This window comes from Amycolatopsis rhizosphaerae, from assembly GCF_007713715.1.
Taxonomy (GTDB): domain Bacteria; phylum Actinomycetota; class Actinomycetes; order Mycobacteriales; family Pseudonocardiaceae; genus Amycolatopsis_E; species Amycolatopsis_E rhizosphaerae.
Map to the genome: position 1 here is coordinate 1 of NZ_VJWX01000045.1, position 25,903 is coordinate 25,903.

26 protein-coding genes are annotated in these 25,903 nt (G+C 70.2%); 15 read left to right on the forward strand and 11 right to left on the reverse strand.

Going from position 1 to position 25,903, the window contains the following annotated elements:
- On the reverse strand, nucleotides 1-967 hold a 967-nt coding region (gene ald, locus FNH05_RS07360), incomplete at its 3' end, for an alanine dehydrogenase (protein ID WP_144586595.1).
- 154 nt (nucleotides 968-1,121) lie between these two features.
- On the opposite strand from ald, the gene FNH05_RS07365 reads away from it, so the two are divergent.
- The gene (locus FNH05_RS07365; RefSeq protein ID WP_144586573.1) at nucleotides 1,122-2,075 is read left to right on the forward strand and encodes a zinc-binding dehydrogenase; all 954 of its coding nucleotides are present in this window, start codon (nucleotides 1,122-1,124) and stop codon (nucleotides 2,073-2,075) included.
- Between the two features lie 48 nt (nucleotides 2,076-2,123).
- Here FNH05_RS07365 and FNH05_RS07370 read toward each other — a convergent pair whose 3' ends face one another.
- The 3 genes from FNH05_RS07370 to rdmE all read right to left on the reverse strand — a co-directional run bounded on the left by FNH05_RS07370 (nucleotide 2,124) and on the right by rdmE (nucleotide 6,133).
- Nucleotides 2,124-2,849 (reverse strand): MOSC domain-containing protein, encoded by a 726-nt coding sequence (locus tag FNH05_RS07370; RefSeq protein ID WP_144586574.1) that lies wholly within the window; start codon nucleotides 2,847-2,849, stop codon nucleotides 2,124-2,126.
- A gap of 16 nt (nucleotides 2,850-2,865) precedes the next feature.
- The gene (locus FNH05_RS07375) at nucleotides 2,866-4,449 is read right to left on the reverse strand and encodes a PucR family transcriptional regulator (protein WP_144586575.1); all 1,584 of its coding nucleotides are present in this window, start codon (nucleotides 4,447-4,449) and stop codon (nucleotides 2,866-2,868) included.
- A gap of 64 nt (nucleotides 4,450-4,513) precedes the next feature.
- Nucleotides 4,514-6,133: an aklavinone 12-hydroxylase RdmE gene (rdmE, locus tag FNH05_RS07380; protein WP_144586576.1), complete on the reverse strand. Its 1,620-nt coding sequence runs from the start codon at nucleotides 6,131-6,133 to the stop codon at nucleotides 4,514-4,516.
- A gap of 128 nt (nucleotides 6,134-6,261) precedes the next feature.
- Between rdmE and FNH05_RS07385 the strand changes: the two genes are divergently transcribed.
- Both FNH05_RS07385 and metX read left to right on the forward strand, forming a co-directional pair.
- Nucleotides 6,262-7,566, forward strand: coding sequence for a bifunctional o-acetylhomoserine/o-acetylserine sulfhydrylase (locus FNH05_RS07385; protein WP_144586577.1), 1,305 nt, complete (start codon nucleotides 6,262-6,264; stop codon nucleotides 7,564-7,566).
- The gene (metX, locus tag FNH05_RS07390; RefSeq protein ID WP_144586578.1) at nucleotides 7,563-8,687 is read left to right on the forward strand and encodes a homoserine O-acetyltransferase MetX; all 1,125 of its coding nucleotides are present in this window, start codon (nucleotides 7,563-7,565) and stop codon (nucleotides 8,685-8,687) included. The genes FNH05_RS07385 and metX overlap by 4 nt, the downstream gene beginning before the upstream one ends.
- A gap of 41 nt (nucleotides 8,688-8,728) precedes the next feature.
- On the opposite strand, the gene FNH05_RS07395 is transcribed toward metX, so the two are convergent.
- Nucleotides 8,729-9,220, reverse strand: a complete 492-nt coding sequence (locus FNH05_RS07395) for a hypothetical protein (RefSeq protein WP_425458422.1) — start codon at nucleotides 9,218-9,220, stop codon at nucleotides 8,729-8,731.
- Between the two features lie 80 nt (nucleotides 9,221-9,300).
- Complete coding sequence (locus FNH05_RS07400) at nucleotides 9,301-9,918, reverse strand: SACE_7040 family transcriptional regulator (protein ID WP_144586580.1); 618 nt, start codon at nucleotides 9,916-9,918, stop codon at nucleotides 9,301-9,303.
- A gap of 180 nt (nucleotides 9,919-10,098) precedes the next feature.
- Between FNH05_RS07400 and FNH05_RS07405 the strand changes: the two genes are divergently transcribed.
- From FNH05_RS07405 to FNH05_RS07440, 8 genes are all read left to right on the forward strand, one after another.
- On the forward strand, nucleotides 10,099-10,899 hold the full coding sequence (locus FNH05_RS07405; RefSeq protein WP_144586581.1) for an SGNH/GDSL hydrolase family protein: 801 nt from the start codon (nucleotides 10,099-10,101) through the stop codon (nucleotides 10,897-10,899).
- 113 nt (nucleotides 10,900-11,012) lie between these two features.
- Nucleotides 11,013-12,626: a carboxyl transferase domain-containing protein gene (locus tag FNH05_RS07410; protein ID WP_144586582.1), complete on the forward strand. Its 1,614-nt coding sequence runs from the start codon at nucleotides 11,013-11,015 to the stop codon at nucleotides 12,624-12,626.
- A 210-nt stretch (nucleotides 12,627-12,836) separates the two neighbouring features.
- Nucleotides 12,837-14,816 carry an acetyl/propionyl/methylcrotonyl-CoA carboxylase subunit alpha gene (locus FNH05_RS07415; RefSeq protein WP_144586583.1) on the forward strand — a complete coding sequence of 660 codons (1,980 nt, stop codon included), beginning with the start codon at nucleotides 12,837-12,839 and terminating at the stop codon, nucleotides 14,814-14,816.
- Entirely contained in the window at nucleotides 14,813-15,967 is a 1,155-nt protein-coding gene (locus FNH05_RS07420) for an acyl-CoA dehydrogenase family protein (protein ID WP_144586584.1), read from the forward strand. Before FNH05_RS07415 ends, FNH05_RS07420 begins: the two co-directional genes overlap by 4 nt.
- Nucleotides 15,968-16,035: 68 nt before the next feature.
- Nucleotides 16,036-16,803: a type I methionyl aminopeptidase gene (gene map / locus FNH05_RS07425; protein WP_144586585.1), complete on the forward strand. Its 768-nt coding sequence runs from the start codon at nucleotides 16,036-16,038 to the stop codon at nucleotides 16,801-16,803.
- A gap of 2 nt (nucleotides 16,804-16,805) precedes the next feature.
- Complete coding sequence (locus FNH05_RS07430) at nucleotides 16,806-17,303, forward strand: GNAT family N-acetyltransferase (RefSeq protein WP_144586596.1); 498 nt, start codon at nucleotides 16,806-16,808, stop codon at nucleotides 17,301-17,303.
- A 76-nt stretch (nucleotides 17,304-17,379) separates the two neighbouring features.
- A complete protein-coding gene (locus FNH05_RS07435) occupies nucleotides 17,380-18,438 on the forward strand; it encodes an alpha/beta fold hydrolase (protein ID WP_246127592.1) in 1,059 nt (352 codons plus the stop codon).
- A gap of 26 nt (nucleotides 18,439-18,464) precedes the next feature.
- Complete coding sequence (locus FNH05_RS07440; RefSeq protein WP_144586586.1) at nucleotides 18,465-18,701, forward strand: hypothetical protein; 237 nt, start codon at nucleotides 18,465-18,467, stop codon at nucleotides 18,699-18,701.
- A gap of 7 nt (nucleotides 18,702-18,708) precedes the next feature.
- Here FNH05_RS07440 and FNH05_RS07445 read toward each other — a convergent pair whose 3' ends face one another.
- Nucleotides 18,709-19,371 (reverse strand): YdcF family protein, encoded by a 663-nt coding sequence (locus FNH05_RS07445; RefSeq protein WP_144586587.1) that lies wholly within the window; start codon nucleotides 19,369-19,371, stop codon nucleotides 18,709-18,711.
- 104 nt (nucleotides 19,372-19,475) lie between these two features.
- Nucleotides 19,476-19,781: a hypothetical protein gene (locus FNH05_RS07450; protein ID WP_144586588.1), complete on the reverse strand. Its 306-nt coding sequence runs from the start codon at nucleotides 19,779-19,781 to the stop codon at nucleotides 19,476-19,478.
- A gap of 74 nt (nucleotides 19,782-19,855) precedes the next feature.
- On the opposite strand from FNH05_RS07450, the gene FNH05_RS07455 reads away from it, so the two are divergent.
- The 4 genes from FNH05_RS07455 to FNH05_RS07470 all read left to right on the forward strand — a co-directional run bounded on the left by FNH05_RS07455 (nucleotide 19,856) and on the right by FNH05_RS07470 (nucleotide 22,374).
- Nucleotides 19,856-20,725, forward strand: a complete 870-nt coding sequence (locus FNH05_RS07455; RefSeq protein WP_144586589.1) for a sigma-70 family RNA polymerase sigma factor — start codon at nucleotides 19,856-19,858, stop codon at nucleotides 20,723-20,725.
- Between the two features lie 94 nt (nucleotides 20,726-20,819).
- Nucleotides 20,820-21,170, forward strand: coding sequence for a hypothetical protein (locus FNH05_RS07460; protein WP_144586590.1), 351 nt, complete (start codon nucleotides 20,820-20,822; stop codon nucleotides 21,168-21,170).
- A gap of 300 nt (nucleotides 21,171-21,470) precedes the next feature.
- On the forward strand, nucleotides 21,471-21,743 hold the full coding sequence (locus FNH05_RS07465) for a hypothetical protein (RefSeq protein WP_144586591.1): 273 nt from the start codon (nucleotides 21,471-21,473) through the stop codon (nucleotides 21,741-21,743).
- A 124-nt stretch (nucleotides 21,744-21,867) separates the two neighbouring features.
- The gene (locus FNH05_RS07470) at nucleotides 21,868-22,374 is read left to right on the forward strand and encodes a GNAT family N-acetyltransferase (RefSeq protein WP_246127591.1); all 507 of its coding nucleotides are present in this window, start codon (nucleotides 21,868-21,870) and stop codon (nucleotides 22,372-22,374) included.
- 75 nt (nucleotides 22,375-22,449) lie between these two features.
- Here FNH05_RS07470 and FNH05_RS07475 read toward each other — a convergent pair whose 3' ends face one another.
- From FNH05_RS07475 to FNH05_RS07485, 3 genes are all read right to left on the reverse strand, one after another.
- Nucleotides 22,450-22,932 (reverse strand): DUF5946 family protein, encoded by a 483-nt coding sequence (locus tag FNH05_RS07475; RefSeq protein WP_144586592.1) that lies wholly within the window; start codon nucleotides 22,930-22,932, stop codon nucleotides 22,450-22,452.
- 677 nt (nucleotides 22,933-23,609) lie between these two features.
- Complete coding sequence (locus FNH05_RS07480) at nucleotides 23,610-24,818, reverse strand: acyl-CoA dehydrogenase family protein (protein WP_144586593.1); 1,209 nt, start codon at nucleotides 24,816-24,818, stop codon at nucleotides 23,610-23,612.
- Between the two features lie 14 nt (nucleotides 24,819-24,832).
- On the reverse strand, nucleotides 24,833-25,903 hold a 1,071-nt coding region (locus FNH05_RS07485; RefSeq protein WP_144586594.1), incomplete at its 5' end, for an acyl-CoA dehydrogenase family protein.

A 25,903-nucleotide genomic window follows, 5' to 3' on the forward strand; every position in this document is an offset into this window, starting at 1 on the left:
GCACCGCATAGGGAAGCGTGACGTTGGTCAGGCCGTAGGTGGAGGTCCGCGGCACCGCGCCCGGCATGTTCGCGACGCAGTAGAACACCGACTCGTGCACGCGGTAGGTCGGTTCGTCGTGGGTGGTGGGGCGCGAGTCGGCGAAGCAGCCGCCCTGGTCGATCGCGATGTCGACGAGCACGCTGCCCGGGCGCATCCGCGCTACCAGGTCGTTCGACACCAGTTTCGGTGCCCGCGCGCCCGGCACCAGCACCGCACCCACCACCAGATCCGCCTCCAGCACCGCCTGCTCCACGGCGAAGGCGTTCGACGCGACGGTGCGGATGCGGCCGCCGAAATCGTGGTCGATCTGGCGCAACCGGTCCACATTGGTGTCCAGGATCTCCACGTCGGCCCCCAGCCCCAGCGCCACCCGCGCCGCGTTCAGCCCGGCCACGCCGCCGCCGATCACCACGACCCGCGCCGGATGCACCCCCGGGATGCCACCGGGCAGCACCCCGCGCCCGCCGCTGGGCTTCATCAGCGCGTAGGCACCCACCTGCGGGGCGAGCCGGCCCGCCACCTCGGACATCGGCGCCAGCAGCGGCAGCGAGCCGTTCGGCAGCTGGACGGTTTCGTAGGCGATCGCTGTGGTACCGGCGTCCAGCAGGGCCTGGGTGAGCGGGCGGTCGGCGGCCAGGTGCAGGTAGGTGAACAGCACCTGCCCCGCCCGCAGCCGCGGGTACTCCTCGGCGACCGGTTCCTTCACCTTGAGCACCAGTTCGCCCTCGGCCCAGGTGGCCTCCGCGCTGCCCAGGATCTTCGCGCCCGCGGCCACGTACTCGTCGTCGCTGATGGCCGAACCCGCGCCCGCCTCGGTCTCGACGAAGACCTCGTGCCCGCGCTGGGTCAGTTCGTGCGCACCGGCCGGGGTCAGGGCCACCCGGTACTCGTGCTTTTTGATCTCACGGGGGACGGCGATGCGCACTGCTTCCTCCTGGCTCACTTCGGGCGTGACGTGACCACGGTGGAGCACCCGGTTGGCGGTGTCATCGTTCGCCCGTGACAATCCTCCCGCGGTGACCTGGTTCTCGCACGACAGGTGTTGACCTCCACCAAGGTCGAAGTCGGATGCTTGCCGCATGAGAGCCGTGTGGTTGAAGGAGTTCGGTGGGCCGGAGGTGCTGCTGGCCGGGGAAGCCCCCGAGCCGGTCGCCGGGCCCGGTCAGGTGCTGATCGAGACGAGGTTCGCGAACATCACCTTCGTCGAGACGCAGCTGCGCGCAGGGACCGGTCCGTTCACGCTGACCCCGCCGGTGATCCCGGGCAACGGGGTCGGCGGCGTGGTGCTCGCCGCCGGAGAGGGAGCGGACGGGGACCTGGTCGGCAGGCGGGTGGTGACCAGCCTCAACGGCTCCGGCGGGTACGCCGGGCGGGTGGCGGTCCCCTCGGCCGCGCCGTTCGTCGTGCCCGACGGGGTGGCTCTCGACGACGCGGTCGCCCTGCTCGCGGACGGCCGGACGGCGAGCGCGCTGGTGCACGCCGCCGGGCTCCGCGCGGGCGATCGCGTCCTGGTGGAGGCTGCCGCGGGCGGGGTCGGCAGCCTCCTCGTGCAGCTCGCGCACGCCGCCGGGGCGACCGTGATCGCGCTCGCGGGCGGTGCGCGGAAGGTCGCGCTCGCCGCGGAACTCGGCGCCGACCACGCGATCGACTACACGGCCGGGGACTGGCCGGACCGCGTGCGGGAAGCCACCGGAGCGGTGGACGTCGTCTTCGACGGGGTGGGCGGCGAGACGGGCACCCGTGCCTTCGATCTGGTGGACCGGGGCGGCCGGTTCCTCAGTTTCGGCCTGGCCAGCGGTTCCTGGGCGGAGGTTTCCGAGGCCGATGCGGCCGTGCGGGAGGTGACCCTGATCCGCGGCTCGCTCGGCACCCCGGAGGAAATGCGGGGCTTCACCGCGAAAATCCTGGCCGCGGCGGCCGAGGGGAAGGTGAAACCCGTGATAGGGCAACGCTTTCCCCTCGAAGAAGCGGCGAATGCGCACCGCGCCATCGAATCCCGCTCCACCGTGGGGAAAACGCTGCTCGTCCTCTGAAATTCGCTGCCACCGGGGCACTTCGGTTTCGAAGTGCCCCACCAGGACCTACGCCGGTTCGGCGGTCGCCGTGTCGCCGGTGCTGATGGTTCCGGGCGTGGTGACGCGCATGATCAGGCCGAACTTGTTCTCGTGCTGTTCGATCAGCCAGGTCTGCAGTTTCGGCCACCGCTCGCGCCCGGCCGGATCCCAGCTGGGGACGGCACAGCGGATGCACGGCCCGGCGTTCTTGCCGGTGGCCTCCAGCACGACTTCGCCGACGGTGATCTTCGTACCGGCACCCCAGTCCTCTTCGGCGAACGCGGGCGCGTCCAGCGTGAGGTGCAGGTTGGGGCGGAACCGGTCGAGTTCGACCGGGGCGGCGAGCTCCCCTTCGAGCGCGGCGCGTGAGGCTTCGAGGGTGACCAGCACGGTGGGGCCCCGGTCCTGCTGGCCGTCCTCGGCACGCAGGGAAAGCGGCAGGTCGAGGGAGCCGGCCAGCGCGGCGGCCAGTCCCGGGTCGTCCCAGGCCCATTCCTTGCCGTCCGGGCCGTGCAGTACGGGCGGCTGTGCGGGATCGGGGCCGGGGTCACGGTAGGTGCTCCGCCACGACAGCAGAGCCGGGTTCTGGCGGACGGTGAGGACCTTGCCTGCCCGCCTTTCCCGTTGGTCGATCAGTGCGTGTGCCCGGTCCCCGGCCATGCCTCGCTCGTCGAAGCGGGCGGCCTCGACCCGTTCGCCGCGCAGTGATTTCACCGGCCAGCGGTGCAGTCCGGTCACGTTTCCCTGAAACACCGGCCAATCCTACGGTCTACGACCAGCGGAGGGTGACGAGCTGGGTGATCAGCGCCAGTCGCACGTCCGGATCGTCGAGGTCCAGCCGGGCCAGGTCGAGCAGGCGGCGCATCCGGTACCGGAAGGTGTTGGGGTGGATCCGCAGCGCCCGGGCGGCCGCACGGGGATCGCCGGGGAAGCGCAGCCATTCGTACAGCGTCGCCACGTATTCCGTCCGGTTCTCCCGATCGTGGGTGCGCAGCCGCTCCAGCGGCCCGAGTTCGGCGACGTGGGCCGCGCCCGCGGCCGTCGCGGCCCGGTGCAGCACGAGCGCGGTCCACACTTCGTCGTAACTGCCGACGTGCCCTGGCAGCAGTCCGGCCCGCAACAGGTCCAGTGCTTCTTCCGCCTCTTTGCGCGAGCGGGCCAGTTCGACGAGCGGGACGGCCGAACCCGCTGCGAGGTTCGGCGAACCGGCCCGGCCCGGTTCCGGCCCCTGGGCGAGCGCCGCGCGCAGTCCGGCCCACGAGCCGGGCCCGGAGCCTTCCGGCACGATCGCGTAGAGCAGGCCGCCGAGTTCGGTCACCACGGGCCGTCGCCCGATGCCCTGGGAAATGCGTTCCAGCAACGCCAGGCGCAGCCCTTCGTCGTCCGGGCCGTCCCCGCCGGGCGTGCCGATCACCACCACGCGATGCGGCTCGTCGGTGAGTTCGAGTTCCGCGATCGCCTTGCGGGGGCCGACCTTTCCCTCCAGCAGCGCCCGCAGCAGGTCCGCGGAGGCGCGGCGGCGGGCGTCGGCGTGTGCCCGCCTCCGGAGCAGGTGCAGCGCGACGACCGGGGCGGTGTCGGCGAAGGCGGCCGCCCGCTCGTCCGGCACCGGACCGGCGACCACCGCCCACATCGAACCGAGCAGTTCGCCGCCCATGCGGATCGGCACGATCAGCCGGGGCAGCGTGCCGTCCCGTTGCGCGGGCACGAAAATCGTCTGACGGCCGCGGGAGAGTTCCCGGAACACCCCGCGGGAGCGGAACTTGGCGAGCACGTCGTCCGGGATGCGCCTGCCCATGATCGTGGACACCCTGGCCGGATCGGTCAGGTCCTGCCGCGCCGAATAGGCCAGGACCCGCGAGTTGGTGTCCTCGATGGTCACCGGGGCGTCGACCACCGAGGCCACCGCGTCGGCCAGCCGGAACAGGTCGCCGGAGCCGCGCTCGCCCGTGTCGTCCCTGTCTTCGCCGTCTTTGTCGTCCGTACTGTCGATGGCCGCGTCGAGCACGGTGCGCAGCAGCCAGACGAGCTGGGCCCACGCGGTGGCCCCGCGCACCTCGACCAGCCCGATCCCGGCGGTCACCGCGCACCGCCGCACCGCGGGACGGGCGGTGAACGGCGGCTTCAGCAGGACGGCGGCCGCCCGCCGCTCGGCGCTGTGCCGGATCAGGGTGGCCGCCCCGTCCACGTCGGCCACGGCCACCCCCAGCACCAGATCCCCGGCGGCGACCTGGGTGCCCGCGCCCGGTTCGGCGATCACCACGTCGGCCACCGCCGGGCTGGATTCCGGGATCGACACCGCGTGCAGCAGGGTGGGGCCGACCCGGTCGACGATGCTGCGGACGGACACCATTTCCGCAGCATACGGGGTAGCTGACTACCGGATCAGGAGGACGTGTGAGCGACAATCGGCATTTTCAGCGCTCACGACGTCCGACCGGGTGCGGGTGCCCCGCAGGACACAGCAGCTTGGCCAGCGCGGCGGAAAGTGTGCCCGCCGGATCCTCCACCGCGGTACGGGAGCGCCACGCCACGATGCCGTCCGGGCGGACGAGGCTCGCGCCGCCCCGGCCGAGTCCATAGCGTGCGGCGAACAGGTTCTCCGGATCGCCGAAGCCGGTCCCGCGTTCGGCGCAGACGACGGTCATGCCGAGCCGTTCGGACGCCTCGCGGGCGGCGGTGGACCAGCCGGGCCCGTCGGCCAGCAGCACCCAGCCCTGCCCGATGATGTCCACTGTGGACCGTGCCACCCCGTCCAGTGTCACCGGCACGTGCGGGGCGCGGAAACCCGGACGCCCGCTGGGCCGGTTCGGATCCTCGGTCGGGCTGGCGTCCTGGTCGTCCTCGGTGTCGAGTACCGCTCCGGACCGGTAACGGAAACCGAGCGCCAGCTCGTTCATGTCGACCGGTTCGCCCAGTTCGCTGGTGTCCAGCTCCGGCAGCAGTCGCTCCTTCGCGTTGTGCAGCGAGGTGTCGACCACCATCTGCGCGATCGGCTTGCGCTCGGCTTCGTAGGAGTCCAGCAGCCCCGGGCCCGCCTCGCCCCGCACGACCGCGGCGAGCCGCCAGGCCAGCGCGTGCCCGTCGCCGACCGCGGTGTTGCCGCCCATCCCGCCCGTCGGCGGGGTGACCTTCGCCGCGTCGCCCGTCAGGAAGACGCGCCCGTCACCGAACCGCCGGGCGATGCGCGCGGCCATCTCCCACGCCCCGACCCAGCGGATCTCCGGCTCCAACCCGGGCAGATCGGTGGCCAGCCGGATCAGCTCGGTGAGCCGGTCGTGGGTGTAGTCCTCCGGCTTCTCGCCCCGGTCGGGGTGGTAGTCGGTGCCGAAGACGAACCGGCCCGGCACGTCGGTGTTGATCAGTGCGCCGGTGAACCGCGGATGCTGCAGGTAGTAGAGGTCGGTGACGTCGGGCTGCATCCGGTCCCCGAGGTCGGCCTCGAAGACCACCCCGATGGAATGCCCGACGACGCCGATGCCCTCGGTCTCGATGCCGAGCGCGGTGCGAATCGGGCTGCGGCCGCCGTCCGCACCGACGAGGTAACGCGCCCGCACCTGGTACGCCTCGCCGTCGACGGGCCGCAGCCGTGCGGTCACCCCGTCCTCGTCCTGCTCGAAGGAGACGAGTTCGGTGGAGTAGCGCATTTCCGCGCCGAGTTCGCGCGCCCGCCGCAGCAGGATCGGTTCGACGACGTCCTGTCCGGCCATTCCCCAGGGGGTGGCGGCCGCGACGCTGTTGTCGATCACGGACATGTCCTCCAGCACCTGGTGGAACACCTGCCCGCCGAGGCTGGCGGCGACGGTGATCCGCAGCCCTTGCGAGGCGCGCTTGCTGACCCCCAGCACGTCGCTCTCGATCCCGGCCCAGCGGTACAGCTCCATCGTGCGCGGCGTCTGGCCCGCTGCGCGGGGGTGCAGGCCGGTGCCGGAACGCCGCTCCACGGTCAGCGCCCGGACGCCTTCGCGGGCGAGGAACAGCGATGTCGTCAGACCGCTCAAGCCGGCGCCGACGACGAGAACATCCACTTCTTCCATGATCTTCCCCTTGCCTGTGAATCTCTCTGTACAAGGAATCTTAGATGCTAAGAGACTTTCTTTGCAAGGGGTATCACTGGGTGGGAGCGATTTGGGCCAAACGGCCGAACTGGCTAGCGTCGAAGGCCATGACGAGCAACGAGGCGTGGTCCTTCGAGACCAAACAGATCCACTCCGGCGCCAGCCCCGACGCCGCCACCGGTGCCCGCGCGACGCCGATCTACCAGACCACTTCCTACGTGTTCCGTGACAGCCAGCACGGCGCCGACCTGTTCAGCCTCGCCGAGCCCGGCAACATCTACACCCGCATCATGAACCCGACGCAGGACGTGCTGGAGCAGCGCGTCGCCGCGCTCGAAGGCGGCGTGGCGGCGCTCGCCTTCGCGTCCGGGTCCGCCGCGATCACCGCGGCCGTGCTCAACCTCGCCGGGGCGGGCGACCACCTCGTCTCCAGCACCAGGCTCTACGGCGGCACCTACAACCTGTTCCGCTACACGCTGGCCAAGCTCGGCATCGAGGTCACCTTCATCGAGGACCAGAGCGACCTCGAACAGTGGCGCGCCGCCGTCCGGCCGAATACCAAGCTGTTCTTCGGGGAGGCGCTGGCCAACCCCGGCGGCAACGTCCTCGACATCCGTGGCATCGCCGACGTCGCCCACGAGGCCGGCGTCCCGCTCGTCGTCGACAACACGGTGCCCACCCCGTACCTGCTGCGCCCGATCGAGCACGGCGCCGACGTGGTCGTCCACTCCGCGACGAAGTACCTCGGCGGCCACGGCACCACCGTCGCCGGTGTCGTCGTCGACGGCGGCACCTTCGACTTCGGCGCCCAGCCGGAACGGTTCCCCGGCTTCAACGAACCCGACCCCAGCTACAACGGCCTCAAGTACTGGGAGGCGCTCGGCCCGGGTGCCTACGCCGCCAAGGCCCGCGTGCAGATCCTGCGCGACACCGGCGCCGCGATCGCGCCGCTCAACAGCTTCCTGATCCTGCAGGGCATCGAGACGCTGTCCCTGCGGATCGAGCGCCACGTGTCCAACGCCACCGCGCTGGCCGAATGGCTCGAACAGCGTGACGAGGTCGAACGGGTCTACTACGCGGGGCTTCCCTCCAGCCCGGACTACGCCGCCGCGCAGAAGTACCTGCCGCGCGGTGCCGGTGCCGTGCTGTCCTTCGACCTGCACGGCGGGGTCGAGGCGGGCCGTAAGTTCGTGGACGGCACGGAGCTCCACAGCCAGCTGGTTAACATCGGGGACGTGCGCAGTCTGATCGTCCACCCCGCCAGCACCACCCACAGCCAGCTTTCGCCCGAGGAGCAGCTGGCCAGCGGGGTGACCCCGGGGCTGGTCCGCCTCGCCGTCGGCCTGGAAGGCATCGAGGACCTGAAGGCCGACCTCGAGGCCGGGTTCCGGGCCGCCAAGGCCGCCCTGTGACGTCGTCGCCGGTTCCCCCGCCCGCCACCGGTGCGTGGCGGGCGGGGGATCCGCCGGGGCGGCGCCGCTGGGTGTCGCACGACCGGCAGACGAAGCTGGAGGCCGGCGGCGCGCTGCCCGGCTTCCGGCTCGCCTACGAAACCTGGGGGACGCTCGCTTCCGACGGCTCCAACGCGGTGCTCGTCGAACACGCCCTCACCGGCGACAGCCACGCCGCCGGGGAAGCCGGGCCCGGCCATCCCACGGCGGGCTGGTGGGACGCGCTGATCGGCCCCGGCCGCCCGCTGGACACCGACGAGCTGTTCGTGGTGGTGCCGAACGTGCTGGGCGGCTGTCAGGGCTCCACCGGGCCGTCGTCGCCGGACCCGGACGGCAGGCCGTGGGGCAGCCGGTTCCCCCGGCTGACCGTGCGCGACCAGGTCCTGGCCGAACAGGTGCTCGCCGACGAGCTCGGCATCGAGCGCTGGGCCATGGTGCTCGGCGGGTCCATGGGCGGGATGCGGGCGCTCGAATGGGGCGTGACCCTGCCCGGCCGGGTCGAATCGCTGCTCGTGGTGGCCGCGCCCGCGGCCGCCACCGCGGAACAGATCGCCTGGGCCTCGCCGCAGCTGCACGCCATCCGCGCGGACCGGGGCTGGCGCGGCGGTGACTACTACGACGCGGCACCCGGCGAGGGCCCGCACCTGGGGTTGGGGGTCGCGCGCCGGATCGCGCACGTGACCTACCGCACCGAGGCCGAGCTGAACCAGCGGTTCGGCAGGCGGCACCAGGCTCCGGGCGATCAGCGGTTCGCCGTCGAGTCCTATTTGGACCACCATGCGGAGAAGCTGGTCCGCCGCTTCGACGCCAACAGCTACCTGGTGCTCACCGAGTCGATGAACACCCACGACGTCGGCCGCGACCGGGGCGGCGTGGGCGCCGCCCTGTCGCGGGTGACGGCCCGCACGCTCGTCGCCGGGGTGGACAGCGACCGGCTGTACCCGCTGTACCAGTCGCAGGAGCTGGCGGCGGGCATCCCGGGCGCGGGGGAGGCGGCCGTGGTCTCCTCGCCCTACGGCCACGACTCGTTCCTGATCGAGATCGGCCAGATCGCCACCTTGATCAAGGCCCTACTCGGCTAAAGCACGCCCTATAAGACGCAGCTTCCGGTGCTTCCGGTACTTCAGGTGAAGGTGCGCCGCACCCAGTCGGCGACCGGGAGGTCCCGGTCGACGCATTCGGCGGACAGCCGGATGGTCCAGCGCAGCGCCTGCAGCACGAGGCTGTCGACCTCGTCCGGCGCGGCGCTGGCCAGCGCGATCTCGACCTGTTCCTCGGCCGCTTCGGTGTTGCCGTGCACCTCGGCGAGCAGGGTGCGGACCGCGGTGCGCACCGGCGGGTCCGCCTCGTCGATCGGCACCTCTTCGCCCGCCTCGTCGAACACCTGCACCTTGACCGGGGCGCTGCCCCCGTCACCGAGCCGGGAGACCATCGAGCTGCATTCGCCGAAGAGCAGCAGCATCAGTCCCCGCATCTCGGCGGTGCGGGCGGGCTCGTCGGCCGCGGAGGGCACCACCTCGTCCAGTGCGTCCTCATCCCGGCCCAGGCGCAGCGCGACGAGGGCGCGTTGCGCCTTCTCCACGAGGTCCCGCTGCTCGCCGCTCACCCGTCCTATCAAACACCAGTGACCGGTGGTTCGGGCTACGAGCTGTTTCGGAAGTGGCTGGTGTGGCGGTGCGGTGACGGAAGTGGTGATCAGCCCAGGGAGTGGAGGGCGCCGAGCGCGAGCCGCCGCAGCAGAGTCGCCAGTTCGATGTCGTCGAGGTAGCGGCTGTACGGGGTGGAGTTGATCAGTCCGAAGACGGCGTGCGCGGCCGAGCGGGCCTGCCGTTCCCCCACGCCGGGCACCGCGTCCCGGATCGCCCGCACCCACACCTCGACGTAGCGCCGCTGCAACGCCCGGACCTGCTTGCGGTCGGTGTCGGTGAGGTTGGCGAGGTTGCGCTCCTGGACGGTGATCAGCGACGGCTGGGTGAGCGCGAAGTTCACGTGGAAGTCGACCAGTTCGGCCAGCACCCGCTCCGGATCCTCGGCCGCCTCCGCCCGCGCGGTGCCGCCGTCGAGCAGGAAGTGGCTGATCGAGTTCAGCATCTCCCCGAGCATGGCGTCCTTGCTGCGGAAATGCCGGTAGAGCGCGGGGCCCGAGATGCCGACGGCGGCGCCGATGTCGTCGATGCCGACCCCGTGGAAGCCGTGGCGGGCGAACAACTCGGCGGCGGCGGCCAGGATCTGCTCGCGGCGGCCGGTCTTCTCGCCACCCGCCTGTGACCGCGCGAACGTCTTCGCGTCCACCGGACCTGCCTTCGGGGCCATCTCCACCTTTCGTCGTCCGCCGGAGCTGGGGGCACCGGCCAGGGGACATCCTATCGGGTCAAGTTAGCGACCGATAACGTTCGTCCGCCCGTTGCTCACTTGCCTACTAAATAGGGGTCCCAGTAAGGGAAAACCCTGGTATTTCTTCATCTGGTTTTCCACTTACAGAAGGGCTCTCCCATGGTTGTCCCCTCGGTGTTGAAAGCGCTTACCAGATCCTTCACCGTCGCCGTCGTCGCCTCGCTCGCGGCACTGGGGCTGAGCGGCGTGGCGGACGCGGCCACGACCGACTACGTCGCACTCGGCGATTCCTACTCTTCCGGCGTGGGTGCGGGCTCGTACCTCGACTCCAGCAGCTGCAAGCGCAGCGCCAACGCCTACCCGGAGCTCTACGCGAACGCTTCGGGTGCGTCCCTGAGCTTCCAGGCCTGTTCCGGGGCGAAGACCTCGGACGTGCTGAACAACCAGGTGGGCGCGCTCAACTCGGGGACCGACCTGGTGTCGATCAGCATCGGCGGGAACGACGCCGGGTTCAGCAGTGTGATGCAGGACTGCATCCTCGGCGGTGACTCCGGTTGCCAGACCGCGGTGACCAACGCGGAGAACTACGTCGCCACCACCCTGCCGGGCCTGCTCGACAAGGTCTACTCCACCATCAGGGCCAAGGCGCCGAACGCCAGGGTCGTGGTGCTGGGCTACCCGCACTTCTACAAGATCGGCGGCTCCTGCATCGTCGGCCTGTCCGACACCTCGCGCAGCTACATCAACGGGGGTGCCGACGCGCTCGACACGGTCATCAAGAAGGAGGCCACGAACGCCGGTTTCACCTTCGCCGACGTCCGGCCCGCCTTCACCGGGCACGAGATCTGCTCCGGCTCGTCCTGGCTGCACAGCCTGACCTACCCGGTCGACGAGTCCTACCACCCGACCGCGACCGGCCAGTCCTCCGGCTACTACGCCACCTTCCGGTCGGTCCTCTAGGCGACCGCCCGCTCCACCGGCCTCCCTGTCCAGGTCCGTACCCGGGCCTGGACAGGGAGGTTAGTCGTCGTTAACATCGCTTCCGTAGTTAACGACGACTAACCTGGGCTGGTATGGACACACCGACGCTCACCACCTCCGCGGACCCGCGCGGCGAGGCGTACGCGCGCAATGCGACCGCGCACGCCGAGCTCGTCGAAGACCTCCGCAAGCGCCTCGCCGCCACCCGCCTCGGCGGGCCGGAGAAGGCGCGAGTCCGGCATGTGGAACGCGGGAAGCTCCTGCCGCGCGACCGGGTGGACGCGCTGCTGGACGAGGGCTCACCGTTCCTCGAACTGTCCCCGCTCGCCGCGAACGGCCTCTACGACGACGAGGCCCCCGCGGCCGGCATCATCACCGGCATCGGACGGGTCTCCGGCCGCGAATGCGTCGTCGTCGCCAACGACGCCACGGTCAAGGGCGGCACGTACTACCCGATGACCGTGAAGAAGCACCTTCGCGCGCAGGAAGTCGCCCTGCACAACAACCTGCCGTGCCTCTACCTGGTGGACTCCGGCGGCGCGTTCCTGCCCCGGCAGGACGACGTGTTCCCCGACCGCGAGCACTTCGGCCGGATCTTCTACAACCAGGCCACCATGTCCGCGCGGGGCATCCCGCAGATCGCGGCGGTGCTCGGTTCGTGCACCGCGGGCGGCGCCTATGTGCCCGCGATGAGCGACGAGGCGGTGATCGTCCGCAATCAGGGCACGATCTTCCTCGGCGGTCCTCCGCTGGTGAAGGCCGCCACCGGGGAGATCGTCACCGCCGAGGAACTGGGCGGCGGCGACGTGCACGCCCGCTCCTCCGGCGTCACCGACCACCTGGCCAACGACGACGCGCACGCCCTGCGCATCGTGCGTTCCATCGTGTCCACGCTCGGACCGCGCACCCCCCGCCCGTGGGACGTCGAGCCCGTCGAGGAGCCGGCCATCGACCCGCGCCAGCTCTACGGCGTCGTGCCGACCGACTCGCGCACGCCCTACGACGTGCGCGAGGTGATCGCGCGGATCGTGGACGGCAGCCGGTTCGCCGAGTTCAAGAAGGAGTACGGCGCCACCCTGGTCACCGGGTTCGCCCGGATCCACGGTCACCCGGTCGGGATCGTCGCCAACAACGGCGTCCTCTTCGCCGAATCGGCGATGAAGGGCGCGCACTTCATCGAACTGTGCGACCGGCGCTCCATCCCGCTGGTCTTCCTGCAGAACATCAGCGGCTTCATGGTGGGCAAGGCCTACGAGGCCGGCGGAATCGCCAAGCACGGCGCGAAGATGGTCACCGCGGTCGCCTGCGCCAGGGTGCCGAAGCTGACCGTGGTCATCGGCGGTTCCTTCGGTGCGGGCAACTACTCCATGTGCGGGCGCGCGTATTCGCCGCGGTTCCTGTGGATGTGGCCCAACGCCCGGATCTCGGTGATGGGCGGTGAGCAGGCGGCCTCCGTGCTGTCCACCGTCCGCCGTGACGCGATCGAGTCGCGTGGCGGGGAATGGAGCGCCGAGGAGGAGGAAGCCTTCAAGGAGCCGATCCGCCGCCAGTACGAGGAGCAGGGCAGCCCCTACTACTCGACGGCCCGGCTGTGGGACGACGGGGTGATCGACCCGGCGGACACCCGCACGGTGCTCGGTCTCGCCCTCTCCGTAGCGGCCAACGCGCCACTAGAACCCGTCAACTACGGCATTTTCCGGATGTAGGGGATGTTTGAAGTGGTTTGCGTGGCGGCGCGGGTAGCGGAACCTCAGGCGGTCCCTGACTGCGGGATCGCCTCCTCATGAATGCCAATTCACCACGTCGGCGCTGTCCTCGCCAGGAACCGCCTGAGAACCCGCGGCGGTGCAAGCTGACAGCCCACAGCAAGCGGCTCCGCCGCTTCGAAGACATAACGCAGGGGGCTGTTCCACATCATGTTTGACACAGTGTTGGTGGCGAACCGGGGCGAGATCGCCGTCCGCGTGATCGGCACCCTGCGGCGGATGGGCCTCCGCTCCGTGGCGGTCTACAGCGACGCCGACGCGGACGCGCGGCACGTCCGCGAGGCCGATGACGCCGTCCGCATCGGGCCCGCCGAGGCGGCCAAGAGCTATCTGTCGATCCCGGACGTGGTGCGCGCCGCCGTCGCCTCCGGTGCGCAGGCCGTGCACCCGGGGTACGGGTTCCTGGCCGAAAACCCGCGGTTCGCCCGTGCCTGCGCCGAGGCGGGGCTGGTGTTCATCGGGCCGACGCCCGAGGCGATCGAGGCGATGGGCGACAAGATCCGCGCCAAGGAGACGGTTTCGGCCGCCGGGGTGCCGGTCGTGCCCGGAGCCGCCGAGGTCGCGGATTTCGCCGCGGCCGCGGATTCCGTCGGCTACCCGCTGCTGCTCAAGCCGTCCGCGGGTGGCGGCGGCAAGGGCATGCGGCTGGTGACCGGCCCCGCCGGGCTGGAGGCCGCCGTGGAGTCGGCCCGGCGCGAGGCGAAGGCCGCCTTCGGCGACGACCGGCTGCTGCTGGAGCGGTTCGTCACCACCCCGCGTCACATCGAGATCCAGGTCCTCGCCGACGGGCGGGGCAACGTCATCCACCTGGGCGAGCGTGAGTGCAGTCTGCAGCGCCGCCACCAGAAGATCATCGAAGAGGCGCCGTCGGTCCTGCTGGACGAGGCGACCCGCGAGCGGATGGGCGCGGCGGCGGTGGAGGCGGCCCGCTCGGTCGGGTACACCGGGGCAGGCACCGTCGAGTTCATCGTCTCGTCCACCGCTCCCGACGAGTTCTTCTTCATGGAGATGAACACCCGGCTGCAGGTCGAGCACCCGGTCACCGAACTGGTCACCGGACTCGACCTGGTCGAGTGGCAGGTCCGCATCGCGGCCGGTGAACCGCTGACCGTGCGCCAGGAGGACGTCCGTCTCGACGGGCACGCGGTCGAGGCCCGCGTCTACGCCGAGGACCCGGCGCGCGGTTTCGTCCCCACCGGGGGCACCGTGCTGGCGCTGGGCGAACCCCGTGACCTCGCCGGTGTCCGGGTGGACTCGTGGATGAGCCCCGGCACCACCGTCGGTTCGAACTACGACCCGATGCTGGCGAAGGTGATCGCCTGGGGGCCGGACCGGGCGTCCGCGCTGCACCGGCTGGACCGGGCGCTGGCCGGGACGGCCGTGCCCGGGGTGACCACGAACGTGGCCTTCCTGCGCGCGCTGATCACCGATCCGGACGTGCGGGCCGGGCGGCTGGACACCGGGCTGGTCGAGCGACGACTCGAAACGCTCGTTTCCGCCGGTGTGCCGGAGGAGTTCTTCATCGCCGCCGCGCTGGACCGGCTGGTCGGCCTGAGGCCGTCGGGACCGGTCGTGGACCCGTGGGACGTGCCGAGCGGCTGGCGCCTCGGCGCCCGCGGCGGGGTGACCCTGCGGCTGAAGTCCGGGGAGACCGAGGCGCTGGTGCGCGTCGAGGGCCTGCCGGATGCGGCGGTCGTCAGCGTGAACGGCGCCGAGCCCGTCCCGGTTTCCGCGCGGCGCGACGGCGACCGGCTTGAGCTGCACTACGACGGCGAGTTCCGCCGGTACCTGCGGGCGGAGCGCGGCGATCTGTGGCTCGCCCGCGACGGGCACTGCGTGGCCGTCGGCGAGCGCCCGAACCTGCTCGCCTCGCACGGTGACGCCACCGAGGCGGGCCCGGTGAAGAGTCCGATGCCGGGCACCGTGCTGGTCGTGAAGGTCTCGCCGGGCGAGACGGTCACGGCCGGGACGCCGCTGCTCGTGGTCGAGGCGATGAAGATGGAGCACACCCTGGTCGCGCCGGTGGACGGCGTGGTCGGCGAACTGAACGTCCAGGTGGGGCAGCAGGTCGCACTGGACGAAATCCTGGCCGTGGTGACCCCGGCAGGCGACGCGGAGGCGGGAAGATGATCGACTTCAGGCTGGGCGAGGAGTACGAGGCGCTGCGGAAGACCGTCCAGGACTTCGCCCAGAACGAGGTGGCGCCGGTCATCGGCGGCTTCTACGAGCGCGAGGAATTCCCCTACGAACTGGTGGCGCAGATGGGCCGGATGGGCCTGTTCGGCCTGCCGTTCCCGGAGGAGTACGGCGGGATGGGCGGCGATTACTTCGCGCTCTGCCTCGCCCTCGAAGAGCTCGCCCGCGTCGACTCGTCGATCGCGATCACGCTGGAGGCCGGGGTGTCCCTTGGCGCCATGCCGATCTACCGGTTCGGTGACGCCGTCCAGCGGGAACGGTGGCTGCCCGCGCTGTGTTCCGGTGAGGCGCTGGGCGCGTTCGGCCTCACCGAGCCGGGCGGCGGTTCGGACGCCGGGGCCACCAGGACCACCGCGCGCCTGGACAACGACGAGTGGGTGATCAACGGCAGCAAGTCCTTCATCACCAACTCCGGCACCGACATCACCCGCCTGGTCACCGTCACCGCGGTCACCGGCGAGAAACCGGGCGGGGGCAAGGAGATCTCCGCGATCATCCTGCCTTCCGGCACGCCGGGATTCGCCGTCGCGCCGAAGTACTCGAAGGTCGGCTGGAACGCCTCCGACACCCACGAGTTGTCCTTTTCGGACTGCCGGGTGCCCGCGGAGAACCTGCTCGGCGAGCGCGGACGCGGGTACGCCCAGTTCCTGTCCATTCTGGACGAGGGACGGGTGGCGATCGCCGCGCTGAGCGTCGGTCTGGCGCAGGGCTGTGTGGACGAATGCCTGCGCTATGTCAGGGAACGGGAGGCGTTCGGCCGCCAGATCGGCACCTACCAGGCGATCCAGTTCAAGATCGCCGACATGGAGGCCAGGGCGCACACGGCCAGGCTGGCCTACTACGCGGCGGCGTCGAAGATGCTGCGGGGCGAGCCGTTCAAGAAGGAGGCTTCGATCGCGAAGCTGGTGTCGTCGAACGCCGCGATGGACAACGCGCGGGACGCGACGCAGATCTTCGGCGGCTACGGGTTCATGAACGAGTTCGCGGTCGGCCGGTTCTACCGGGACGCGAAGATCCTCGAGGTCGGGGAGGGGACCAGCGAGATCCAGCGCATGCTCATCGCCAGGGAACTCGGCCTGCACTGACCCCTGGTTGCCACCCCACGGCGATCATGATAGGAAAACCGGTATAACTATACCGTGGGGTGACTGCGTTGATCGAGCTGAAGACCGAGAACGAACTGGCCGTGCTGCGCGAGGCGGGCCGCGTCGTGGCGAGGGTACTGCGTGCCGTCCGGGAGGAGGCGAAGGTCGGCACCAGTCTGCTCGACCTCGACCGGCTGGCCGCCGACCTGCTCGCCGACGCCGGGGCGAAATCCTCGTTCCAGCACTACCACCCGCGTTTCGCCCCCAGCCCGTACCCGGCCGTGCTGTGCACGAGCGTCAACGACGCGGTGGTCCACGGCGTCCCGACCGGGTACCGGCTGGCCGACGGCGACCTGCTCAGCGTCGACTTCGGCGCCTCCGTCGACGGCTGGCACGGCGACGCCGCGATTTCGTTCGTGGTGGGCGAGGCCGATCCGGCCGATCTCGACCTGATCGCCACCACCGAACGGGCGCTTCGGGCCGGGATCGCGCAGGCCCGGCCCGGCAACCGGCTCGGCGACGTCGGGCACGCGATCGGTGCGATCGGCCGTGGCGCGGGATACGGGCTGCTCGCCGACCACGGCGGGCACGGCGTGGGCCGGGCCATGCACGAGGCGCCGCACGTGCCCAACGAAGGGCGCCAGGGCGAGGGCCTCCGGCTGCGGCCCGGGATGGTCCTCGCGATCGAGCCCATGTTCCTCCGCGGCGGCAACGACGACTACCGGCACGGCGAAGACGGCTGGACGCTGTACACAGTGAACGGGACGAGGGCGGCCCACGTCGAGCACACGATCGCGGTGACGGCCGACGGTCCCCGTATCCTCACCGAACTATGAGCATGGAAATCCGGCCCGGCGGCGAAAGCGATTACACCACCGTACTGAGTTGGTTCGACGAAGCGGTCGAATGGCTCGTCGCCCGCGGTAGCGAGGGTCAGTGGGGAACCGAACCGTGGACGGGCAATCCCGAACGGGAGAAGCGGGTGCGCGAGTTCGTCGGCGGTGGCGGGCTCTACATCGGTGAGGCCGACGGCATTCCGGTCGGTGCCCTGGTGCTGGGCGAGCGGCTGCCGTACACGCCGCCCGTGGACGAGCCGGAGCTGTACGTCGTGCTCCTGCTGACCTCCCGGCGCCGGAAGGGGCACGGGGTCGGATCGGCGCTGCTGGCCTTCGCCAAGGAGGAGGCCACCAGGCGGGGCGTCGGCCTGCTGCGGGTCGACTGCTGGTCCGGAGGCGACGGGAAACTCGTCGAGTACTACCGGAGCCAGGGTTTCACCCCCACGGTCGAAGTACCCGTGCGGGACACCAGCGTCCAGGTGTTCGAGTACCGCCTCTGACCCGGTTAAGCTGGAGTCGCGGGCGCGATCCGGCGGGTCCGCGGAGCACTTCGGCGAGGGGGCGGCAACCGTGAACGTGACGTCCCCGGTCAGCCTGGCCGCGGCCGCGGCCAACGTCGTGGGCAAACTGCGCGGCGGGCTGGCGGATCTGCGTCCCGTCCCCCGGCTTCTGATCGACCAGGGCCCCCACCGATCGGTCTACCGGATGCTCTCCGACGACGAGCCCGATGGGCCGCCGATCCTGCTGATACCGCCGCTCGCCGCACCCGCGCTGTGCTTCGATCTGCGCCGCGGGTGCAGCCTCGCCGAGCATCTCGTCGCGCGCGGGCGGCGCACCTACCTCGTCGACTACGGCACCGTCGCGTTCTCCGACCGCAGGCTCGGCATCGAGCACTGGATCGACGAAGTGCTGCCGCGGACGATCGAGAAGGTCAGCGAGGACGCGGGCGGGCAGCCGGTGCACCTCGTCGCCTGGTGCCTCGGCGGGCTGTTCTCGCTGCTCACCACCGCGGGGTGGCCAGGACTGCCGATCGCTTCGCTGGTCACCGTGGCCTCGCCCGTCGACTTCACCGCGATCCCGCTGGTCGCCCCGTTCCGGCCGCTGATCGAGGCCACGCGCGGGCATCTGCTCACCCCGTTCTACCGGCTGCTCGGCGGGGCGCCGTCGGTCGTCGTCGGGCGGGTGTTCTGGGCGACCGGGATCGACAAGGAGATCACCAAACCACTGGCCATCCTGCGCAACCTCGACGACCGCGACTACCTTGCGCAGATCGAGGCCGTCGACCACTTCATGGACAACATGATCGCCTACCCCGGGCGGACCTTCGGGCAGATCTATCACCGGTTCTTCCGCGCCAACGATCTCGCCGAAGGCGCGGTCGCGGTCGACGGGCGGGTCGTTTCCCTGGCCGACGTGCGGGTGCCGACCCTGGTCATCGCCGGGGAGAACGACACCATCGCCCCGCGGCGCGCGGTGGAGCGGCTGACCAGTCTGCTGGTGAACGCCCCGTCGGTCGGCTTCGAGACGGCCCCCGGCGGTCACCTCGGCGTGCTCACCGGTCGTCGCGCCCGCACCACCACCTGGCATCACATCGACACCTTCCTGGACGGGCAAACCGGACTACATTCGCAGTAAATGCCCGGATCCTGGGGGAGGCTCGCATGGGGCTGTTGATCGCGTTGGGCGTCATCGTCGTGCTGGCTCTGCTCGCCGCGCTCGTCACCGATCTGCGGGATCGCGGCCGGGGCGGCGTGCGCAAGGTGCGGATGCCTCGCTGGCTGGAGCGGCGCAGCAGGGGCCTGCTGATGCAGTCGCCGATCAACTGGGACACCTCCGACGATCGCCTGAAATCCCCGCGCGAGCGCGAAGAAAGCGAGCACGGCAGGCGGAACCGGTGACGCGGTTTCAGATCAGGCGGCGGGTGAAACCCGCCGCCACCAGCCGCTCGTAGGAGGCGGCCACCGCGCCGGGCAACTCCTGCGGAATGGCGAATCCGCGCCGCGCGTATTCGGTGATCCGCTGGGTGTCGCCGACGAGCATCGAGATGACCCGGTCGCAGTCGCCGATGCTGTCGATGTAGTCGTCGATCGGCAGTGCGGCGGACGCGCAGGAGACTTCGAGGTCCGGCCAGAGCTTGCGGCAGGTCGCATAGGCCCGGCGCTGGTGGTATGGCCGGCACACCAGGATCGCCGAGCTCACCGCGATCCCGCGGGCCGCCAGCAGGCTCCGGGTCAGCGTGATGTTCTCCCCGGTGTTGCGTGCCCGGGGTTCGACGAGGATCGCCTCGTCCGGCACCCCGAGCGAGAGCGCGTGCTCGCGATAGTGAACGGCTTCACCACGGGGAAACCGGGCCAGGGTCGTGGGCGCGTTGGCCCCGGTGAACACGATCAGCGGAAACCGTCCTTCGCGGAACAGTTCCGCGGTGTGGGTGGCCACGCCCAGATCGTGCCCGCCCAGGCCGATCCCGACGTCCGCGCGCCGCGGCGGATGCCCCAGATTGTGGTAGTGCCACAGGGTTTCGACGTCGGCGCGCAGATGCTCGGGGAGTGCGGTCGAGCGCTCGGCCATCGTGATGTCTCCGCTGCTGTCGGGGATGCCGGTTCCGGCCACCGTAACGCCGGAAGCCTGGCGGGGTGGGCCGGAAATCCCGAATCCGGCCCACCCGGCGGGAGTTACTGCCCGAACAACCGGTAGGAACCGATCACCCGCATCGGCTCGGGGGACGGCGGCCCGGCCAGCCAACCCCTGAGGTTTTCCTGGAACTCGCGGAAGGCGGGCAGGGCCGGGAGCGGGTTCTCGATCCCTTCCTCCACTTCGAGGAGTGCCAAGAACGTCACGCCGTCGGGGAGCAGGCAGGACGCGTAGCGCACGCCTTCCGGCTGGGCTTCCTCGATCGCCGAAAACATCTTCTGCGCGCCCGTGATCACGTCGGCGACCTTGTCGGCCTGGACCTCGGCTCGGACCATCGACACGCTCACTGTTCTTCTCCTTCTATGCTCTGCCTCAGTGCTTCGTCACTGCACTGACGGAGCGGAGTGGGGGAAGGTAACAAGTGGCCGGGCAGGAATTTCTCGCCGAGCGTTTCGAGGAGCAGCGTGCCCGGCTGAGGGCGGTCGCCTACCGGATGCTGGGCTCGTTCAGCGAGGCCGACGACGCGGTGCAGGAAACGTGGATCAAGCTCAGCCGTGCCGACGTCAGCGGCGTCGAGAATCTGGGTGCCTGGTTGACCACGGTGGTCTCGCGCGTGTGCCTGGACTTCCTGCGGAGCCGGAAGGCCAAGCAGGAGGAATCGCTGGAGGCGCGGCTGCCGGACCCGATCGTCGTCGAAGAGGGCGATCCCTCGCACGACCCGGAACACCAGGCCCTCACCACCGATGCCGTCGGTCTCGCCCTGATGATCGTGCTCGACACGCTGAACCCGGCCGAACGGCTCGCCTTCGTCCTGCACGACCTGTTCGCCGTCCCGTTCGACACGATCGCGTCGATCCTCGACCGTTCCCTGGCCGCCACGAAAATGATGGCGAGCCGCGCCAGGCGGCGCGTCCAGTCCTCGGCCAAGCCGCCGGAGGAAGACCTGTCGCGGCAACGCGAGATCGTCAGCGCGTTTCGTGCGGCCTCTCGGGGAGGCGGGTTCGAGGCGCTCCTTGCGGTTCTCGATCCCGATGTCGTGCTGCGGGCCGATACCAGTGAGGGCCTGCGGACCCTGCGTGGGGCGGCGGACGTTGCCTCCCAGGCGCAGTTGTTCGGCCGTTCCGCGCCGGTGGCCCGTCCGGTGCTCGTCAACGGCTCGCCCGGCTTCGTGTCTATTGTGGACGGTAAGCTGCTGTCGGTGCTGGCGTTCACCGTCTCCGGTGGCCGGATCACGGAGATCCACGTGTTCGCCGACCCGGCACGCCTCGCCGCGCTCGGGTTCGCCGCCTGACTGCTTTCGTACACTACTGGGCTATTCACCTGAACAGCGGCGGGTCGCCTGGGAACATTGATCACGCTCAGGCTGGTCCCAGTAGGTTGCCCGCATGTCTTCGGTACTTGTTGTCGGTTACGACCCGCGGGCGATACCGGGCGTTGACGGGGAGGCGCTTCGCGCGGCTCTCGACCTGGAGTTGGCCCGGTTCGGCGAGCACGGCATCGACGCGGCCATGACACTGGTCGTGTTCGACGAGTCGGCCGAGTCCACCCTCATCACGTCGTTGACCGAGCGTCCGTGGGACGTGGTCGTCGTCGGTGGCGGCATCCGCAAGGCGGAGCAGTTGCTCCCGCTGTTCGAGCGGATCGTGAACCTGGTTCGCCGTCACGCCCCGCAGGCCGCCATCGCGTTCAACACCAGCGGTGGGGACAGCGTCGAAGCGGCACAGCGCTGGCTCTGAGGCGGCAGGTGGGTGGCCACCTTGAAGTCGAGCTGCTGCAGCCGCCGTTCGACACCTGACCCCGCAACCGCCGCCGGCGGCTGAACCGGAGGGGCCTGCCCTGAGCATCCGGCACCGATGGGAGATGAGCGAAGATGGTGGGGTGACGGGCTGGGTCAGGTGCGTGGCACGCCTGATCCATCTGAACGGGGGTGTGTGGTGTCGTGGAAGCCGCCCAGTGCGCTGCCGATGGAGAACCCTCGGCTTGAGCGGTATCGGCGCCGGGTCGGACGGGTCCGTGACGAACCGGGGCGTGAGGGCATGATCCTCGTGGAGCCCGAGGTTTGCTGGACGCAGGTGGGCGGTGCCCTGTGGTGGCGGCGCTGGTCGGCACCGCGCTACGCGGCGCACGTTTGGATGGTGCTGCCCTGGCTGGCGATTCCCCTCACCGACTTGATCATCGACGACGGCCTGGGTGACACCTTGGACGACTGGGACGCGGGCCGATTCACCTGGGCCGGGGAAACCCTCGATGTGGAGTGGCTGAGTCCGCGGGAATCGCGCGAGCTGGTCGCCACCGAGTTCGGCCGGTGACGGCGCTGGTGGATCGCGTCGCGGAGGTCGTTCGTGCCGCGAAGCCGGACGGGTCGACAATGGTCGGACGGGTTCCGTTGCCGCACCTGGCTGCCGGAGGCAGAACGGGGCGGATAATGATGCGGTGCGGATCCGAAGGGCGGACAGGGGCGAGTTGGGTGTTCTGCGGGACATCGAGCGGGCTGCCGGGCAGCGTTTCGGTGACGTGGGGATGCCGGAGATCGCCGAGGACGAGCCGTTGCCGGTGGAGGCGCTGGCTGGGTATCAGGGTGCGGGCCGGGCCTGGGTCGCGGTTGATGGCGCCGATTGTGCGGTGGGTTACTTGATCGCCGATTTCGTGGACGGCTGTGTGCACATCGAGCAGGTGTCGGTGCATCCGGACCACGGACGCCGGGGTGTGGGGCGGGCGCTGGTGGATGACGTGGCCGTTGTGGCTGGCTCGGCAGGAATTCCGGCATTGACGTTGACCACGTTCGCCGAGGTGCCGTGGAACGCGCCGTACTACTTGCGGCTCGGCTTCCGGGCCCTGGATGAGGGCGAGCTGACGCCCGGGCTACAGGCGATTCGGGAGCGTGAGGCCGCGCATGGCTTGGACCGTTGGCCCCGGGTGTGCATGCGCCGGGATCTGTGACGGCACTGTGAACGATGCGTGAGGGCGCGGCCGTCGGCGGTTGCCGGCGCTCGAAGAGCCGTCGGATGTGTTGGCTCACTCCGGCCGGGCTTCGTGATCCCGCCATGCGGTGATGGTGGCCTCGGCCCAGGCGGTGACGCGTTCCGGGAAGCCGTCCGCGGGGAACGTGCCGTCCTGGGCGACGTCGGCGATGGTGACGCGGAAAACCGGGGGTGACGAAGTCCAGGACGGGGGCGCCACGTCGGGGACGATGTCCGGCAGCGCCGAACCGGTGTTGCGGTGGGAGTTGGCGCGGCGGGCCCGTTCGGTGAGCCTTGTGGTGGCGGAGACGCCTTCGTTGAGGTACGTGTGCAGGATCGCCCAGGAGCGGGCCCGTCCGGAGGCGGGCAGGCGGCTGGGGTGCTGGAGCAGGAAGCACGACACGGTGACGCCGTGCAGGGGGCCCCAGGGCGGACGCCGGGAATGATCGAGCGCGAGCACGAGGTGGAAGAGCTCTTCGCACGAGTGGGGTTGTGCGAGGGCACCGCACTCGGGACAGCGCGTCGCGGGGACCGCCACATTTCCTCCTGACAGGACGCGCGGGCGAGCAGCCGGCCTTCGGCCAGTGGGCACCTTATCGCGGGGCCGCGAGCGGGAGGACCGGTTTTGTCGGACCTGCCGACCAGCCTCGCGGGCATGCACTTTCGGTCGAAGAACGGGAACAGTTCCTGGCAGAACCCCACGTGGGTGCAAAGCCGAGCACTTCCTCGCCATCGGTGCCACCCTCACCTACTTCAAGAATCTCGACACCCCACCTGAGACCCGAGCGCACCGTGTACGTGCCACACCCAATCGGAGAAGCCTCCTCCGTCCGCGAGTGCTTCTGAAGGGACAATGACAGGAGCGAGCGGAATCTCGAAGTCTCGCCGCGTCTCCGTTCCGTCCGGATGCGTGGTTGTCCAGCCGTCTGCGGCTGGGTGCTCGTCGACCCGGAGCGAGAAAACCCGCTGTGACTGCAGCATCCGCCATTCCGCATCATCAAGCGGCAACGTGCCGAGCACAATCCCTGTCTCGCGTAAGGTCACCACGGAACCAGGAACGGCGTCGGGCCATCCGCCCGACAGCACAAATGGGAGCTTGTCTTCGGGCGGTCTCGGCATGACCCAAGTGTCAACGCCTCACGCATTCCGCGGCAACTGAATTATGTCTCGAACCGCCCGGCTCTCGGAACCACGCGGTTTCCCTTGTATCACAACCTACTTCAGCTCGGACGACGTCTTCCCCAGCACCCGGCGCGCCACGATCAGCTGCTGGATCTGTTGCGTCCCTTCGAAGATGTCCAGAATCTTCGAGTCGCGGGCCCACTTCTCCAGCAGGGATTCCTCGCTGTAGCCGAAGGCACCGGCGAGTTCGACGCATTTCAGGGTGATGTCGACGACGGAGCGGCCCGCCTTCGCCTTGGCCATGGAGGCCTGCAGCGAGTTCGGCTTGCGGTTGTCGGCCATCCAGGCGGATTCCAGGGTGAGCAGGTAGGCCGCCTCGTAGTCCGCCTCCAGTTCCAGGTAGGCCGCGGCGGCGGCGTGCTGGTTGTTGGCGGGCTGGTCGTAGTCGACGGTGACACCGGCTTCGGCCAGGATTCGGCCGGTCTCCTCCAAGGCTGCCCGCGCCAGGCCGACGGCCATCGCGGCGACGAGCGGCCGGGTGTTGTCGAAGGTCTGCATGACCCCGGCGAAACCCTTTTTGGTGTCGATCTCGGGGCTGCCGAGCAGGTTTTCCTTCGGTACCCGGCAGTTGTCGAAGCGCAGCACGGCGGTGTCGGAGGCGCGGATGCCGAGCTTGTGTTCCAGGCGTACCACCTCGAAGCCCGGCGTGCCCTTCTCCACCACGAACGATTTGATCGCGGCGCGGCCCTTGGACTTGTCCAGGGTGGCCCAGACGACCACGGCATCGGCGCGCTGGCCCGAGGTGACGAAGATCTTCTCGCCGTTGAGGAGGTAGGAATCGCCGTCCTCCACCGCGGTGGTGGTGATGGCGGCCGAGTCGGATCCGCAGTCCGGTTCGGTGATCGCCATGGCGGCCCACAGCTTGCCGAACCGGGCGAGCTGCTCGTCGTTGGCGACGGAGGCGATGGCCGCGTTCCCGAGGCCCTGCCGCGGCATGGACAGCAGCAGCGCGACGTCGCCCCAGCACATCTCGATGGTGCCGAGCACGGTGCTCAGGTTGCCGCCGTTGCGGTTGCCCTTCGCCTGCTCCTTCTCGTTGCGCCGCACACCGGCCGCACCGGCGCCGCCCTCACCCGAGGAGTTCAGGCCGTCGAGCACCGCGGCGAACATGTCCAATTCGGACGGATAGGCGTGCTCGGCGCGGTCGTACTTGCGTGAGATCGGGCGCAGCACGTGGGAGGCCGCCTGGTACGCCTGGTTGATCAGGGCGCCGGCCTTCTTCGGGGGCTCAAGGTTGATCATGGTGACCTTCCGGCTCAGAGGAGGACGACGCCTTCGGCGATGCCGATGGCGCGCAGGTCGCGGTACCAGCGTTCGACGGGGTGCTCCTTGGTGAAGCCGTGCCCGCCGAGCAGTTGCACCCCGGCGCTGCCGATCCGCATTCCCTTGTCGGTGGCCAGTTTCCGGGCGAGCGCGACCTCACGGGCGTACGGCTTGCCCTGCTCGGCGCGGGAGGCGGCGCGCAGCATCACCAGGCGCAGGCCCTCCAGCTCGATCGCGATGTCCGCCACCGAGAACGCGACCGCCTGGCGGTGGCTGATCGGTTCGCCGAAGGCGGTGCGGTCGTTGACGTAGGGCACCACGTAGTCCAGCACGGCCTTCGCGGTGCCCGCGGCCAGCGCCGCCCAACCCAGCCGCGACAGCCGCACGGCTTCGGTGAACACCTCCGGCGAGCCGCCGCCGAGCAGGGCGCCCGCGGGCAGCTTCACCTTCTCCAGGTGCAGCTTTCCGGTGGCCGCGCCGCGCAGCCCCATCGCGGGTTCGGCCTCGACGGTCACTCCCGCGGTGGAGGATTCGATGAGGAACAGCGCCGGGCCGCGTCCTTCCAGGTCCGCCGACACGACGAACAGTTCCGCCTGCGCCGCACGCGGGACCAGGGACTTGACCCCGTCGAGCTGGTAGCCCGACGGCGTGCGGCGGGCCTTGGTCGCGGGTTTGAACGGGTCGAACAGCGGCCTGGCCTCCTGCAGGGCGAAGGCCGCGGCGGGCACGTCGTCGCCCACGAAGGCCGGCAGGTAGTCGGCCTGCTGCTGCGCGTCGCCCCACAGCACGAGCGCGGTACTGACCGCGGACGGTGCGAGGACGGCGACGGCGAGCCCGAGATCGCCGTGCGCGAGCGCTTCGGCGATGAGTGCGTTGGTGACCACGGACCGTTCCGAGCCCGCGCCGCCCAGTTCCTCGGGGATGCCGATGAGGCCGACGCCGAGTTCGGCGACCCGGGTGAGCAGCCCGTCGGGCGGGGCCAGCTTCGCGTCGGCCTCCGCGGCGGCCGGACGCAGCTGCTCGGCCGCGAACTCGCTCACCGTCTCCACGATCAGCTGCTGGTC